General features: G+C 44.4%; 12 protein-coding genes. 4 read left to right on the top strand and 8 right to left on the bottom strand.

Annotated features, from left to right (window positions below):
- Positions 1–21: 21 nt before the first annotated feature.
- Entirely contained in the window at positions 22–783 is a 762-nt protein-coding gene (locus tag BLV50_RS05565; RefSeq protein WP_090806360.1) for a YqcI/YcgG family protein, read from the top strand.
- 20 nt (positions 784–803) lie between these two features.
- On the opposite strand, the gene BLV50_RS05560 is transcribed toward BLV50_RS05565, so the two are convergent.
- From BLV50_RS05560 to helD, 3 genes are all read right to left on the bottom strand, one after another.
- Entirely contained in the window at positions 804–2,150 is a 1,347-nt protein-coding gene (locus BLV50_RS05560) for an amino acid permease (RefSeq protein ID WP_090806358.1), read from the bottom strand.
- Between the two features lie 124 nt (positions 2,151–2,274).
- On the bottom strand, positions 2,275–5,124 hold the full coding sequence (locus BLV50_RS05555) for a glycoside hydrolase family 2 TIM barrel-domain containing protein (RefSeq protein ID WP_090806356.1): 2,850 nt from the start codon (positions 5,122–5,124) through the stop codon (positions 2,275–2,277).
- Between the two features lie 262 nt (positions 5,125–5,386).
- Complete coding sequence (helD, locus tag BLV50_RS05550; RefSeq protein ID WP_090806354.1) at positions 5,387–7,816, bottom strand: RNA polymerase recycling motor HelD; 2,430 nt, start codon at positions 7,814–7,816, stop codon at positions 5,387–5,389.
- Between the two features lie 331 nt (positions 7,817–8,147).
- On the opposite strand from helD, the gene BLV50_RS05545 reads away from it, so the two are divergent.
- The gene (locus tag BLV50_RS05545; protein WP_090806352.1) at positions 8,148–8,993 is read left to right on the top strand and encodes an AraC family transcriptional regulator; all 846 of its coding nucleotides are present in this window, start codon (positions 8,148–8,150) and stop codon (positions 8,991–8,993) included.
- A gap of 67 nt (positions 8,994–9,060) precedes the next feature.
- Here the strand turns inward: BLV50_RS05545 and BLV50_RS05540 are convergent, their stop codons facing one another.
- The 3 genes from BLV50_RS05540 to BLV50_RS05530 all read right to left on the bottom strand — a co-directional run bounded on the left by BLV50_RS05540 (position 9,061) and on the right by BLV50_RS05530 (position 12,285).
- Positions 9,061–10,062 carry an NADP-dependent oxidoreductase gene (locus tag BLV50_RS05540; RefSeq protein WP_090806350.1) on the bottom strand — a complete coding sequence of 334 codons (1,002 nt, stop codon included), beginning with the start codon at positions 10,060–10,062 and terminating at the stop codon, positions 9,061–9,063.
- Between the two features lie 203 nt (positions 10,063–10,265).
- Positions 10,266–11,597 carry a sensor histidine kinase gene (locus BLV50_RS05535; protein WP_090806348.1) on the bottom strand — a complete coding sequence of 444 codons (1,332 nt, stop codon included), beginning with the start codon at positions 11,595–11,597 and terminating at the stop codon, positions 10,266–10,268.
- Between the two features lies 1 nt (position 11,598).
- A complete protein-coding gene (locus BLV50_RS05530; protein ID WP_090806346.1) occupies positions 11,599–12,285 on the bottom strand; it encodes a response regulator transcription factor in 687 nt (228 codons plus the stop codon).
- Positions 12,286–12,462: 177 nt separating this feature from the next.
- Between BLV50_RS05530 and BLV50_RS05525 the strand changes: the two genes are divergently transcribed.
- Positions 12,463–13,497: a DJ-1/PfpI family protein gene (locus BLV50_RS05525; protein WP_090806344.1), complete on the top strand. Its 1,035-nt coding sequence runs from the start codon at positions 12,463–12,465 to the stop codon at positions 13,495–13,497.
- Positions 13,498–13,546: 49 nt separating this feature from the next.
- Entirely contained in the window at positions 13,547–14,188 is a 642-nt protein-coding gene (locus tag BLV50_RS05520) for a DUF2306 domain-containing protein (protein ID WP_090807498.1), read from the top strand.
- Positions 14,189–14,254: 66 nt separating this feature from the next.
- On the opposite strand, the gene BLV50_RS05515 is transcribed toward BLV50_RS05520, so the two are convergent.
- Positions 14,255–15,106 carry a metallophosphoesterase gene (locus BLV50_RS05515; protein ID WP_090806342.1) on the bottom strand — a complete coding sequence of 284 codons (852 nt, stop codon included), beginning with the start codon at positions 15,104–15,106 and terminating at the stop codon, positions 14,255–14,257.
- Positions 15,103–16,293, bottom strand: a complete 1,191-nt coding sequence (locus BLV50_RS05510) for a glycoside hydrolase family 5 protein (RefSeq protein WP_090806340.1) — start codon at positions 16,291–16,293, stop codon at positions 15,103–15,105. The genes BLV50_RS05515 and BLV50_RS05510 overlap by 4 nt, the downstream gene beginning before the upstream one ends.
- Positions 16,294–16,384 lie beyond the last annotated feature (91 nt).

Here is a 16,384-nt window from a genome sequence, read left to right as displayed (position 1 = left end):
TGGAATGGAGTTGGGGAATCCATGGCAGAGCTGTACAGTGCCGATGAAATAAATGCATCATTCAAAGGTCTGCCCGAATGGCAGCAGGACGCTTATTCAAAATTTTCCAATATGATTGCAGATGAGGATAATACGTATCCTTGTGTACCCGGACGGATGGGTTTTCTCTCCGGACATTTGAGATACGGATTCACCAGGGATCCGCGTACACAAGCTTCTGCTGAAGACATGGCGGAATTACTTAGTCAATATGGGCCTGTTTCTCGGGAAACGGGACATTACGCTTCTTTGGTTGTCATTTGCGAGACACCGGATGATTTGAGAAACAACACAACAGTTGAGCAGTATCAGTCCTTGTTCTGGGAGATGCTTAACCGGGTAAGTTCACTGGATACTGCCTCCTGGCCTGAACATATTTCGACTGATCCGCATGAAGCCACATGGGAATTTTGCTTTGGCGGGGAGCCTTACTTTTGTTTCTGTGCCACTCCCGCGCACGAACTTAGAGCCAGTAGGCACTTCCCTTATCTTATGTTTGCTTTTCAACCACGGTGGGTGTTTGAATCGATTAATGACAACACACCTCTTGGCCGAAAAATGAAAACCTTGATTCGTAAGCGTTTGGCGGCCTATGATGCCGTTCCTGCTCATCCTTCGCTCATGTGGTATGGGGAACAGGATAATCTGGAATGGAAACAATATTTCCTGCCCGATGACGAGCAGACCCCTTCCAAATGTCCTTTTATGCGCATGAAGCAAGCCATTAGTAAATTAACGAAATAGCTGATACCAGAGTCACCCATTCAGGGCTTTGATGGTTCAGTAGATGGCGAAGGTTGCGGTTTTCGTACTTTGTTTACAATGTAAGTAATCAAGGCTATCAATACAACAAGACCTATACTTGCCAGCAGACCTCTTCTGCTGGCTTTTTCCATAGCCGTGCCAGCTACTGCTGCAAGTATAAGGACCATGGCGATCCACACTTTGATGCGATTCCAACTTGTTGGCTTCATTTTCTTGATATACGTGATGCAAATCAGAAGCCAGGTATACATTAATACCAAGCTACCTGCGGTTGTTACATATTCGAATAGGCTCTTAGGCATCCATAATGCCAGGAGAGTAGAAATGATTAATCCAGCCGCAGTGCATCCTAATGCATATAGGGGCATGTTCTTTTTTCCCCAAGTCTTCGTAAACATCTTCGGTGCATCTCCGTCTTCACCCAATTTAACCAACATGGACGTAATCGCATAGATTGAAGCGACCATCGTGGAGAACCCGGCGATTATCAAAATTCCATTGAGAATATGAACCACGACCGTAAATCCAATCGATGACATCGCTTTGACGAGAGGACTCTCGTCTGGTGTTAATTTAGCAGCAGGAACCAGAAGAAGGATTAAGGCAATCGCCACAACATACAGCGTACTGACGGTTAATAACATCACTCTGCCTGATTTCACTGCATCTTTAGGTTCTTTCAGCTTGGCTGCCATTAAACCCATGACCTCAATCCCGGCAAAGGCAAAAAAGGCATAAATAAACCCGGTCCACACGCCTTTTATTTTGTGAGGGAACCATTCATTCGTTATTTTCTGCGGCGTAATCTTCACATCTAACCAGCCCAGACAAGCCGCTGCTGCAATTGCGATAAAAGCAACCGTTGCAGCTAACTTGATTACTGCGAGTACATTTTCTGTTTGAGTTAACCCTTTGGCTCCCAATGCGGCGATGAACAATCCAATACATGCGTATACTGCCACAAACACCCACAACGGAAACTTGGGAAACCAAAATTGAGAGAATAATCCGAGAGCAGTTAATGAACTGCCCATGATCAGCATTTCGGAAGACCAATACATCCATCCGCTTCCGAAACCGGCCCATGGGCCGAACGCTTCACCGGCATATGTTCGAAAAGCCCCTTCTTTCGGATCTTCTGCCGTCATCTGAGCTAATGCTCCAAATACAAAATAGGTCCCCGCAGCAGCCAGCACCAAAAGTACAAGCACGGATAAACCGGACCAATGAATAGCCAGACTTGTTCCGAGGAAAAATCCGGTTCCCAGCGTACACCCCGCTCCAAATAAGGAAAGACTAATCCAGCTCAGTTTCTCTTCTTCTTTTTGATGCACATGACTTTTCATATGTATCCTCCTTCATGCGTACCCCATTACGGTTTACATATGATGGAGGTTTTATGTCATTAAGGTAAAAAGAAATAAAACTGACTTAAATAAGTTTACATAATAATGTTTACGTTAACTATATCTATTTCTTTCCTAACAACTGTTGAAGATCATCCATTTCTATCTTGGCTTCCGGTTGGAAGTCCTCACTTTTTACATATTGTGCAAGGCTGTAGAGTAACTGGCGCCCTTCTGTCTGTTTAATCAATTTATCATAATGTAGTGCTCCAACCAGCAGCTTGCCTTTTCCAACTTGACATTCAAACAGCAGCCCCAGCTTATGATTACGTTCAAAATTATCGATGGTTTGAACGAAAGGTTGAACATTCTCTGCGACTTTATCCAAAATAATAGACCGTGAATTCATAACGATATGCCACCAAGGATAAGTGGAATGGGTCTCACTTGGAAAGTGCTTCAATGCAGGGTGTGAGTTATTGATTAGAATGCCTAGTGTGCCGACGGGAACTTGCTTGTTCATGCTTTCCGAAATGGATCGGAACATCGGATAACACCAGAAATCGGTACAATATGTGCCTTCGACTGAACTGTCGTTATCTTCGAGTGTTGGGAGCAGCAGCACGCTCTCACCTTTTTCAAGTAAGGCAATTACTTCATCGGACAATTCCTTATAAATATAGTCTTGTTCAATAGCTGTCACATCATGATCAGGGTATACCCATAGGTCATATTGTTTCCGAATATCGGTACCTGGAATATGCAGGGATAGAGTGATTGGCGTCATCTTTTTCACATCAGGCAGCTTGAACTTTATTTGGCTAATCTCAAACCAAGTTTCTCCAGATACAAAGGAAATCTCGTCTTTTCCTTGTACAATCCGCTGATCCGAATCACGCATTTCCCACTCCACAGTCTGACCACTCAATGAATCTGCCCGGTAGTACCTTAATTGAATATGGGCATTGAAATCTTCACCCGAATTGTAGTTAAATTTCTCGAATCGGGCCAGAAGGACTGCATCGGAGCAATACGTCCTCCACTCCTCAGGAGTAACCAGCCCTTTCGGATCCATGAAGGCATCCAAAATACCTACCAGTGCGGTCCCCTGTCCACTAAAGTCCTGAAGATCGAGCAATTGAAATCCTGCCAGATGATTGGATCGAAATGCCGCCTCAAGCTCCTCCTTATAGCAGGCTACTGCAAGTTTGCCAGAGCTTTTGAAAAAGGGTTCAGCCAGATGTCCCATTCCTTTGGATTGCAATCGTTCCCGAAACACCTCGAAGTTTTTTGCCTTCAGCGATCCGGTATACTTCTCGATCTCTTCATAATTGGGATACATGGCATATTGTCCAATCTCATGGGAGATGACGGGTAGATGTGGAATGAGTTGTTGTTCAACAGAAGCGGCTTTCACGATCTTGGCCTCCGTGCCATATTGAATTTGAATTTCCGATTCTTCTGCTTGAATTCCCTCATTCTCCGAAACTGTCCTATCTGGCAAGATCATGTCGTCGTAATCCTTCAGGGTACCAGGCACGTCGGTTTGAACATGACCCAACGGTGCATCACACATGGCATAAGAGCCGCGGAAAAGTCTATCTTTGGAAAAACGTACGCCACAGTAAAAATCTTCTTCCTCTAGAATCAGCGGAGTGAACTGAAAATTGTTTGAACCCTGGGTGTACAGAGGGCGTGGATCAAATGCTCTATACGCTTTGATAATGGCATTCAGTCTTTCTTTACTGCCCCAAAGTTCATTACCGAGTGACATCATTACAAAAGAAGGATGATTCCCAAACGCCTTGAGCATGGCAAAGCCTTCACGAATAAGATAGTCCTGTTCAGCCTGATTATGCTGTGGGTCAAGTTCATCCGTGATTGTTCCCCAGAATGGCAACTCAGGCTCCATATAGATACCAAGCATATCTGCAGCGGTGAACGCTGCTTCAGGTGGACAACAGGTATGGAAACGATAATGATTTATACCATATGATTTGGAAATACTCAGGATTTGCAGCCATTCATCCACATCGGTTGGCGCGTAACCTGTAAGCGGGAAGATTAGACCATCATGTTTTCCACGAAGAAAGGTCTTTCGACCGTTGATGGTAAAAGCATCTCCATTAGCTTCAAAATCTCGCAGTCCTGTTATGATTTCAGTTGTATCCAGCACATCGCCATGTTCACCCATCAGAGTAAGGGTCAGCACATACAGATGTGGGTCAGAGTCACTCCAGAGAAATGCGTCGTCTCCCATATTGTAGAGCACATGAACTTCATCCTGGTTACATAGATAGGTTTGCTCATTCACCACATGATTTCTGTCTGATGCTATATATCCATGAGTCTCTTTTAAGAGCGGCTTGAAGGTTTGCGCAGTAACGGACAATACAGTACCTGGTATCGATGTGGACAATGTACTTGTGATTCTGAATGTTCGCTCTGTAGCATTGGGATAGATCTGTACCTCACCCAAGTGCACATCGTGGTAAAAATGAAGCTCCAGCTTCCCGGTAATTCCGTTCCAGTTGGTCTGAGTATCGATGGATGTAAGATGTCCGCCTTTCGTCGGATATTCCGTATTATCGACCCGGATAGTGAGGGTGTGTTCTCCCTCCGATAGCCCTTCCGGCAAGATATACACATGGGGGGTGTTAAGACTATCCTGCGCTCCAACTTCTTCACCATCGACCCATAACTTGGTTATGCGCGTGCGTTCCAGATACAAACTGCATTTCTTGCCAGCAAGCGTTGAAGGTATATCAATCTCCCTTTTCAGCCACACCCATCCTTCATATGCATATTCATCAGTCAAAGACCCGATGTGAGCCACATCATTCTTTCTTCCTTTGCGTGCATGAGAAGTCGTGTTCGGCAGCGTTATGGTATCGTCAAATGGGCCTTGAGCGCCTTGTTTATGTTCATCCAGTTGAAGCTCCCAGCTTCCCTGCAAGTTCATTTTGGTTAACATGATCTTAGCTCCTCTATACTTTATGTATACAATCTATTCTTCTGTTTACGTATTTCTATTATATAACTGTAATCTTAGTCCACCCATATAATAAAATTTATGCTGAGTATAACAATATGGAAATAATCCAAAGGTTATCGCTGACAAGTTCGTCTCTATAATGACTTAGAAATTCAAAAAAAAGTCGCCTAAAAGGCGACTAGTGCTACTTATTTGAGTAGTCAATTCTCATACGCTGTTAGATCTGACAGTCCCGGCATGTTTACTTGGTTGTATAGGCCTCTGATTCCTCATACAAATCCGCTGGCAAGGCCTGTATGAAAGGCGACCAATCGCCCGCCATGTACAGATGAAGGCGATGCATAGCGCGCGTACAAGCCGTATAAAAAAGTTTGCGTTCATTGTCGCGGCTATAAGCTCCAGACGAAGCATCATAGACCAAGACTGCATCGAACTCAACACCTTTGGCAAGGTACACAGGAATGACCATTACACCTTTTTCGAAGTTGAACGTTTCCTTTGTAACGAGCTGTAAAGCTTCGCCTCCTTGAATCTGTAACGATTCATAGGCCTTGTGGCTTTCGGCGGCGGTCTTCGTAATAATAGCGATGGAATCAAAGCCCTCGGCTCTTAGCCCAGCGATATCTGCCACCATTTGTGCATCCAGCTTCTCTCTGTCGTTGCTTCTCGTCAGCAGGGGCTTTAGGCCTTTTCTTTCAAAGGGTACAATTTCATCTCCGTCTGGAAGCATCGCTCTTGTAAATTCAACGATCTCCTTCGTTGAGCGATAACTGCGTACTAGGGAGAAAAGACTTGTTTCGGCTTCACCGTAGAGACGGACTAATGGTGAATCAGCTGCGGCCAAATTAGTAGCCTGCGTGAAGATCGCTTGCCCGAAATCGCCGAGCACGGTCATACGGGCTCGAGGAAACAGCTTTTTGAGATATTCATATTGAAATGTTGAATAATCCTGACCCTCGTCAACGAAGACATACTTAATTTCCGTGTTTGTCCGGACACCTTCAATCATTTCTTTTACATACAAATAGGGCGTCGCATCCTCATGGAACAACTCGTTCCGGATCAGGCTTTCCTTGGTTTGACTGCATATCTCAGGCCATAGCGAGGGGATAAACGTAGCATTCGTTTTCTCCCGATAAGTGGCTTCGTCAACAAACAATTCGCCATATATGCCTTTGATATCAACAAACGAGAATTTCTTGATACCTTTTCTTAGTGGGCTAAACCGTTCTTTCACGATCTTGCGGCCGAGCAGTTCCTCCTCCTTCTGGGCAAAGTCAAAATCACCTTCATCTTCTCGACGCTTCTTGCTTATTTTCTCACGAATTTGGGCGTACTGTTCTGCGATATCAAATACTTCCTTATCTTTATGCAGTACTTCGAAGATATCCGCATACTGATCGTTGTCGAGATAATTCAATTCTTCCTGTACCCACGATTCTTCACGTTCCTTGCGTTCCAGGGAAGCCAGCTCTTTCAGCAGCCATTCCTGTAAGAGTACAACGCGATTTAGCAAGGGCAGGGAACGATCATAACCGTAAAATTTGTCTCTCATTTGCTCCGCAGTAATCAAATCCCGGTTCCGAAACCGAATGCTGTTGAATCGCATACCTTCCTGCCCCAACCAGTTTCCATAGTTCTGCAAGGCCTGCAAAAAAGCATCTGAAGCTTTATATTCGATCCCCTGAAGCCGCGCCTCATAGCCTGGAGCTTCATGCGCGGTCAGTACATATTCAATCTGATCAAAGATGTCCTCCGGACGCAACGAAGAGCCGAGCCAATAGTCGAGAAATTGTTGAAAAGTGGTCTGCTGCATATTATCTTCACCGAGCTCCGGAAGGACAGTGGAAATATAACTGCCAAACATCGGATTCGGTGAGAAAAGGACGATCTGATCAGCACTGATCGTCTGGCGGTGTTTGTACAATAAGTACGCCACTCGCTGCAAGGCTGCCGAAGTTTTACCGCTACCCGCTGCTCCTTGTACGATAAGCATTCGGCTTGTGTCATTACGGATAATGGCGTTTTGTTCCTTCTGAATGGTTGCCACGATGCTTTTCATTTGTGAATCCGCACCTTTGCCGAGCACTTGCTGCAACAATTGGTCTCCAATCGTCTCGTTTGCATCAAACATATTGCGGATTTCTCCGTTATGGATCTGAAATTGCCGTTTGAGCTCTATTGTGCCATCGATTCTTCCGATCGGCGTCACATAGGACGCTACACCGGGGGAAGAATCGTAGTACATGCTCGCGATCGGTGTACGCCAATCATAGATCAGAAAGCTCAATCCATCTTGGTCGACAAAAGAAGATACGCCGATATAGATCTGATCGGTGTGGGCCAGACCTTTCTCCTGAAAGTCGATGCGGCCAAAATAAGGGGACGGGAGCAAACGTTTCATGTTATTCCATTGCTGCGTCAACCGCATGTGACCACGTTCCCGCTCGGCCAATACCGCGGACTGCTGGTTAATGGTGTAGAAAGTCTCTTCGAAATCTTCGTGGGTGCTAGTGTTGATCGTAACTTCTTCCCAAAAGCGCTTGCGAATTTCCGTAGCCTGGTCATGCATTCCGGCAACCTTTGGCTCCAATTCTGCGATTTTGGCCTGCAGTTTGTTCCTCACAGACTCCAGCCGTTCCTGTTCCAGCTGCCAATCTTTTGTTTGCATCTCTCTAACCACTCCTTTTCCTATTTTTGGATGAAAAAGAGCATTGACAAATCAAAATTCCAGATGTAAAATTAAAGTAGGGATAAAAATAAGTACATAGTTTAATTTTGTTTGTCAATGGCGCTAACGATTATATCATAGCGTTATTTTTCGTTCAATTCTTTTTTTCGTTTGCCAAAAGATGGCCTTTGAATTTATCAGGGGGTCATCTTTTTTCGTGTGTATTGGGTTTCCCTCTCCCTCTTTCCCTAACCGGACAAATGAAAGCACATAATGACAGGTTCTTGAATCAGTCTTCATCTATTATAAGAATCAAGGAGTGGTTAACCGTATGAACTGGATCGAATCATTACAGCTAGCTATTGCATATATGGAAGAACATTTACTCGAAAATATGACAATGGAGCAAATTGCAGCACAAGCTCATATTTCTCCCTTTCATTTTCAACGTACGTTTGCCTTATTAACTGATGTTACCGTAGCCGAATATATCAGACGAAGACGATTAACATTGGCAGCAAATGAACTTATACAGAGTGATCACAAAATCATTGATCTGGCGCTCAAGTATGGCTATGACACTCCTGAATCTTTCTCCAAAGCTTTTCGGAGGCAGCACGGAATTGCCCCCAGTGAAGCGCGTAAGAACAGTACTTCTATCAAATCGTATAATCGTTTGGTTATTCATTTAAGTCTAAAAGGAGCAGAACCGATGAATCACAGAATTGTTGAACAAGCTGCGTTTACATTAGTAGGGATAAAGCAGGCTTTCTCTTATATTGATGGGGAAAACTTACGAGGCATAGCCAAGATGTGGCAGGATGCGTATACGAGTGGTACAGAAGATCGTTTATTTGAATTGAATAATGGTGTAATTCAAGGATTATTAGGTGTCTGTGTGGATCAGAACGAGATTCAGGAGAAGCAGATGGAATACTGGATTGCTACGTCGTATGATGGTGAAGTACCTGAAGGATTATCATCCTTTACAATTCCAGCTTCCAAATGGAGTGTCTTTGAAGTCGAAGGTCCAATGCCGGAGAGTATGCAGCGTTTATGGAAGCAGATTATTTCTGAATGGTTCCCTTCCAACCCTTACAAGCATGCGAGTATACCTGAACTTGAAGTATATCCAGGACCTCACCAGCCGCCTCAAATCTGGATACCGATAAAATAAAGAGAATTATAGTATCCGTTCTTGTCCTCCATTCGGACAAGAACGGTATTCATCCCCATTGAACACTTTACTTCATTTTAACGATGACCTTTCCTTTAGCACTTCCACCTTCAAGATACTGAAATGCTTGCCCGATATCCTTGAAATCATAAACCTTATCAATCACCGGTTTAATGAGACCTTCCTCCAAGTAACCCTTTATTCGCTCTAATTGCAACCCGCTTGGTTTCATAAACAGAAAATGATATCTTGCCTGGTTTTTCTTCTCAAGAGTTGTAATCCTATGGCTCACCATCGATAGCAGTGTGGTCTTTAACCAGCCTAAGTTGGCTTCTCGCCCGAATCTCGCGTTCGGCAAACCGGAAATAGATACTATTTTCCCATTCGGCTTAAGTACTTGGAAGGATTTTTCCAGCACCTCGCCTCCTATCGTGTCATACACCGCGTCATATCCCGACAGCATTTCTTCAAAATTTTCTTTACGATAATTGATAATACGATCGGCACCAAGGGATTGGACCAATGCGTAACCTCTATCGCTGGCAGTAGTGGCAACATAAGCTCCCATTAATTTGGCCAACTGGATGGCGAACGTGCCAACCCCTCCTGATCCTGCGTGAATCAATATTTTTTGGCCTTTCTGAAGGTTCAAAATATCGTAAAAGGCTTGATATGTCGTAAGACCGACCAGTGGTATGGATGCTGCTTCTTCAAAGTTTAAGTTTTGGGGCTTCAGCGCGATGTCTTCTTCATGGACAGCAATGTATTCAGCCAAAGTTCCAATTCTGTCTTTACGAGGTCTTCCATATACCTCATCTCCAGGTTTATAAGCGTTTACCTGTTTACCCACCTTGACCACAACACCGGAAAAATCATTTCCAAGGATCAATGGCATCTTGTAATTCAGCAGGAGCTTTACCTTGCCCTCTTTTATTTTAAAATCAATCGGATTTAAGCTTGCTGCATGGATTTCCACCAAGACATCATGATCTCCGATTTGAGGAATAGGCATTTCTTTCTGTATCAAGGGAACATTCTTCCCGTATTTCTCAATTACCATGGCTTGCATTTAAATCACTCCATTACGTTTAAGAGTTTAAACATATGAACATATTATATCTAACACGTTAACAAATCAAGCATAATATCGTGATATCCAGACTGGAAGCTGGGATAAGGCTTACCTCTCTTCCAGTCTGAAGTCAAAATCCATCATAATATGCGTTAAATAACATACGCTAATCTTAGGAGACAAGGACCGCTCAAATCTTTTTAATTCGGGTCAGTTAGCGGTAAACATCCTGTCAGAACTGCTCCACCGTCAGGGTGGTTACTTACCATAAGTTCGCCTCCATGTTGCTTCATCATTCGTTGTGAGATCGTTAATCCTAATCCACTGCCTCCAGTTGCACGACTTCGAGACGTTTCCCCACGATACAGAGGTTCAAAAACGCGCTCTAATTCTTCGAAAGAGAAGCCAAGTCCGGTATCACGGATAATAAACCTGATTTTATTGCCGTCTTTAAAGCATTGGACTGTTATTGCGCCACCTGATGGCGTATATCTAACGGCATTCTCCAATATATTGTTCATCGCACGCTCCAATACATACGAATCTCCGTTAATACAACAACCGTCAGTTAATTGGTTTAAGATAGAAATATGTTTCTGCTCAGCTTGTGGACTCACACTCTCTATCGACCTTCGGAGGATCTGTGTTAAATCTAGCGTTCTTGTGTTAAGTTCACTTTCCAAGTACTCCATTTTTGTAAAAGTGAATAGGTCCTCAACCAATCGATCCAATTGAGCGGATTTCTCTTTGCATACGGCAATATATCGGGTGACCTTCTCCGGTGACTGAGCTATTCCTTGTTCCAATCCATCCAAATACCCCCGCAAGGCAAACAACGGTGTGCGTAAATCATGTGCAACGGCTGCGGTGACAAATCTGCGTTCTTCCTCAAGCTCCACTTGTTTACGGTGGGATTGTTCAAGCCCCTTCACCATAACTTCGAATCCATCACGGACTTCGGCAATTTCCGTGATTCTGGATTTAGGTAATTGGACTTCCCAATGTCCTGCTGCAATTTGTCTGGCCGCCTTGCTCATTTTCTCAAGAGGTTTAAGAAGGAATCTTCTCATTTCAACTCCAACCACAAAGAAAGAAAGCAGCAGTCCGAAAAATGCAGCAATCATTGGAACTCCGTTGGATTTAGGCAGATAAAGAACAACCCTCCCCAGCAATTCCCCATCCTTTATGACAGAGAACTGTTCGGTCGACGAGAATCGACTGTGACGCTTCGGGCTGGAACGATATATTTCCGAATTGGACGCAGATTCAATCTCCACATCCATCTTTGCTTTGCTCAACTCAGTATGAAGTTCGTTTTGCCAACCGGTATCCGTCCATTTATCCGTACCAACTTCAATCATGTGGATCATCTCAGTGAGATGTCTTTGCAGCGTTTCATTTTGCTGTTGGCTTGTAGAGATGCTAAACGACTGAGTGTCCATAAAGTGAGCCGTGACAAAAAAGATCCAAGGCAATGTAAGCAAGAAGAATAAACAAAGCATAGTAAATGTACGAATACGGAGTTTTCTCATGTTACACTCCCTCAAAACGGTATCCTACTCCCCACACGTTGATGAGGAATTGTGGATGGTTTGGATCGGATTCAATTTTTTCGCGAAGCCGGCTAAGATGTACCCGAATGGTATGCCTGTCGCCTACACCTTCCCAAAACTTTGCAAGCAGTTGTTCGTAGGAGAAAACCTGCCTCGGGTGCTCCGCAAATAATCGCAACAACTCATATTCTTTAGGTGTAAGCTCGACTGTTCCCCCTTCGACCAGGACTTCTCTTGCAGTCAGATTTAACTGGATGCGTCCATAATCCAAGATCTTCCTTTCCATGGGTTGCCTGGAAGTAGTGCGCCGTAACACGGCTTTCACTCTGGCAACAATTTCCCCAGGCGAAGCCGTTTTGACGATATAATCATCTCCTCCGAGCGTAAGGCCACGGATCTTGTCCACATCATCACTGCGAGCACTCAAGAAAAGGATTGGAACATTGCTGTCCCCTCGAATTCTACGGCATAGCTCAAATCCGTTTTGTCCCGGCATCATAATGTCCAGTACAATGCAATCTATGGAATGCTGTTGCAGTATGGCCCAAGCTTGTTCCGTATCACAAGCAGTCTTTACGTGAAATTGGTCATTCTCTAGAAAGTCCCTTAATAGCTCGACGATGCTCTGATCATCATCTACAACAAGTATCGTATGATACATACTCATGCTTATCCCACCTCTGCCATCTAGTTTATCATTTTTTCTTCCTTTACCAAGTCGAGACTAAATTCTGTGATGATTTGTTTATCGTTTTGTGACCTTTTTAGGACTTCCTTTGAGATATTCGTTTGTTACGATTCTAACTGTGAGTACGGACGACTTAAAGATAAGGGGATGGATGAAATGTTAACTGTTCAAATCGTGTTATTTGATGGCTTCGACCTATTGGATGCCGTTGCACCTTACGAAGTATTTTGCGCCGCTTCCATGCATACCGACAACGCCGTAAGAGTAGAGATGGTCACGGCTGAAGGTCCAAGACCAGTGACTAGTGGTATGAATGGTTTGACAATTGAAGCGAACAACACTCTTGACCCGGAACGTGGGGGTATCATCCTTGTGCCTGGTGCAGCCGGTAATGTTGAAGGAGATGGTCCAGACTCGATTCCTGCCATTCTTGGTAAAGCCATGAATACGGAATTGACTACAATGATCAAGACAGCTCTCGACCACAAAGACATCTTAGTCGCTACAGTCTGCGGTGGTTCCCTCTTGTTAGCTATGGGAGGACTCCTGGAAGGAAGATCTGCTGTAACACATCGTTTGGGTATGGATTTACTTGGTGCGACTGGGGCAATTCCTGTCCCGGCACGCGTAGTGGATGATGGTAATCTGGTTACTGGCGGCGGTGTGACCTCGGGGCTTGATGTTGCGTTGTATCTGGTCGAACGTGAACTGGGACCACGTATCGCACACGAGATAGAGCAGTTGTTTGAGTATGAGCGTAGAGGAACCGTTTGGAGAGCAAAGGGCATTTCGCCCACCACTCACAAGTCGTTGACGGACAACGAACCGAACATGGTAATGAATCAAACGGTAGTGACCTCTGGCATACTGCTTAATGAGAACACTCAGACAACCGTCTTTGATGGGAATTGGGACACAACAATCGCTACACCTGTCGGTAAACTGGAGGTCAAACTCTACATAAAGACAATTTCTGATGTGATCCAGGGCACAGCAACACAAGGTAACGAAACAATCCCATTTATGAACCCTGTACTCTGCGACAACAAGTTGACCTGGAGCCTGTCAATTACTAAACCCATGCGTTTGAATCTGAAATTCGAAGTTGCCGTGGATGGAGATCAAATGAATGGAATCGCTAAGGCTGGCCTTCTTCCTGCTTCCAAATTAACAGGAAAACGAATAAACTAGCCTGGTTAGCTATGTGCACAAAAAAGAGTTTCGGGGGTTGTTGTTTGATATGAAGAAACGAGGAACGTTATACGGATGGCTGGCCTGCGTCAGTATTTTCTTTATTGTGTATGCTCTAGTGAAGAACTATTGGATAGACCCAGAAGCTTCAAGCTTTTTAAGCCATAAAACCGGTTCGAAGCGTGAGCTTCATCTTCCGATCTGGCTGAATGTCATGTACGTTCATGTTGCTTTTGCATGTTTGGCCATGGCGTCTGGATTACTCAACTTCTCTAATCGGATTTTTGAAAAGAGCCGTAGGTTCCACCGTATAAATGGTTATGTTTACATTGTGTCCGTAGCGCTTGTTGTACTGACTTCCGGTTATATGGCCCCTTACGCTACTGGAGGGAAAATAAGCAGTATCGGTTTCAATGCGCTTAATATCATCTGGCTATTCATTACGATTACCGCTCTCATTCAGATTAAACAGAAACGCATAATCCAACATCGGAACTGGATGATTCGAAGTTATGCCTTTTGCTTCACGAACATGTTGATTCACCTCATCACTTCCCTTTTTCATCAGGGATTCGGGTTGGCTTATGTTACAAGCTACACTGTAAGTATTTATGGCTCTATTGCTTTGCTGCTAGTTATTCCAGAATTCATCATCAGAATGAACTTCAAATCAAGAACAGCCCCCGAATAATTTTTCGGAGGCTGTTCTGCATTCTAGGTTGCATCTGCCGTGAGTGGTAGCTTTACTTAGTTAACATCAGCTTACAGCGGCAGTCAAACGAATCACGGTTAACTCCGGTTTTGCGAAGAAGCGCAGAGGCATTCGGGTGGTTCCGATTCCTCGGTTGACATATAGCTTTAGCGGCTTGCTTTTGCCTTGCAAAGAGTATAGTCCTGCGACATATTTGTGAGCTAATGCAGTTGTAATAAGCGGTTTGATCAAAGGAATTCTGACTTGCCCACCATGGCTATGGCCGGACAGCTGCAGGTCAATCGGATATGCGCTCAATTGATCCGCAACATCCGGTTCATGAACGAGTAGCAGGTTGAAATCCTCTTTACGGAGCGATTGCAGCGTACGCTTAACTTGCGGCTTTCCAAGCAAAAAATCATCGAGTCCGGCTATGTTTATTTTATCCCCTGTGGCGGTACGGATCGTATGCACCTCATTGACCAATACGGTAAATCCCGCGTCCTCCATGTATTGCTTATACTTTTGGCTGCCGCCGCCTCCCCTGTCGTGATTTCCGTAAACCGCATATTTTCCGAGAGGGGCATTTATTTTCGCTAACACTGGCTGTGCTTTCTTTCTATTTTCCGAGCCAAAGCGTGTGTAATGATCCATTAAATCTCCAGTGAACACCACGATATCTGGCTTCAGACGATTCATACGATCAACTAAAGATTGAAGTTGATCCACCGAATAATCGAGACCCAAGTGGGTGTCAGAGAATTGCACAATTTGAATTCCATTCATTGATATTGGCACAAATTCATTGACGATATCCAGGCGAGTTACTGCCAGAGCTTTAGGTTCAATCTCCCTTGCATAACAGCCGATTCCTAATAGAACAAGCAATATTGCAATGGTGATCTTTCTCCATTTCACTTCGTCAGGCTTTCCTTGATCTCATTCCAAATCGGATTGTCTGCCTTACCGCGTGCTGGCTGCTCTCCTTTTTCAATGGCATCCCAATACTTCCAGTTGGGCTTCTCACTGCCTAATTCATAGTCCATCCCATCCCATGTATCTTCACGAAATGCATAGAAAGCCCAATGCCATCCGTATTCATTAAAGATAGATATCAGATCCGCCATGTATCGATCTGCACCTTGAACCATTCGGTTCGTTCCGAATTCCGAAGCTATAATCCGGTTCGCAGGTATGTTATGATCAGAAGCCCACTTGGCGACAGGCTCGACAAATTGTTTCAGAGTCTGACGGTTAAACTCTTTTTCCGTCTTATCATCTCCAACCTTTACGCTCCCCGGATAAGAATACGTAAATCCTTTTTTCTTGTTCTGGCTTGTCATCTCATAAGGCTCATACATATGAAAAGCATACAGCACATTAGGATCATCAATCGGTTTCAGATACGTAAAAGCCCAAGGTGTTGCGTAGAGCCCTGAATCCAGAATAATGGGAGTTGTCTGGTCTACCGTCCTGATCTCTTTGGTTATCGTGTCATAGAGTGAATTCAGATCAGCTGCGGTATGTTCCACTTTGGCATACCACTCTGAATAATCCTGCGTCCAGAAGTCATGAAAACCCGTACCCGTTTCCGGATGAGGCTCATTAATCAGGTTATAGCCGATGACGGCAGGATGATTCTTCAATCGTTGTGCAAGATCCTTCCAAAACTGAGCGGCCTGCTTGTGATATTCAGTATCATTCCAGATCCGATCATCATTTTTGGCCCCGTTGAACTGCCGCCAACGATCTCCTGGTAAGCTAAGCACCGTAATAATCACTTTCATCCCTTTAGCTTCCGCGGCGTCCAGATCCGCTTTGAGTCGGGCAAAATCTTCTTCCACGATACCTTCGTACTTATCCGAGCTGCCTATCAAAAAATCTGCGTTAATATTGGCATCTGGCTTGTCGTTAAACAAAAAATCTCGATCCTTACTCCACTTATCGGGCGCAAGCCGTACAAACTCTATGCCCTGTTCCTTGGCTGCTTCATAGTTGTCAGGGAGGGATGTGGAGTTCATAAAATTAGTCCCTTTTCGCTGTGCATTCCAATAGCTCATTTTCTCCGAAGGAACGGCCTCCTTCTCCTCCTGACTGCTGTTCATCCCTGAAATCTCCAATGGCTTTGGAGAAGCTGAATTAGAACTGCATCCAGCTAGTGCAATCAAAATGGCCGCTGAGAGTAAAACATTTTTT

The organism is Paenibacillus sp. 276b (assembly GCF_900107875.1).
In the GTDB taxonomy this organism is placed as follows: Bacteria; Bacillota; Bacilli; order Paenibacillales; family Paenibacillaceae; genus Paenibacillus; species Paenibacillus marchantiae.
Note: the sequence above shows the minus strand (reverse complement) of the source record. Positions and strands in the feature narration are given on the sequence as shown.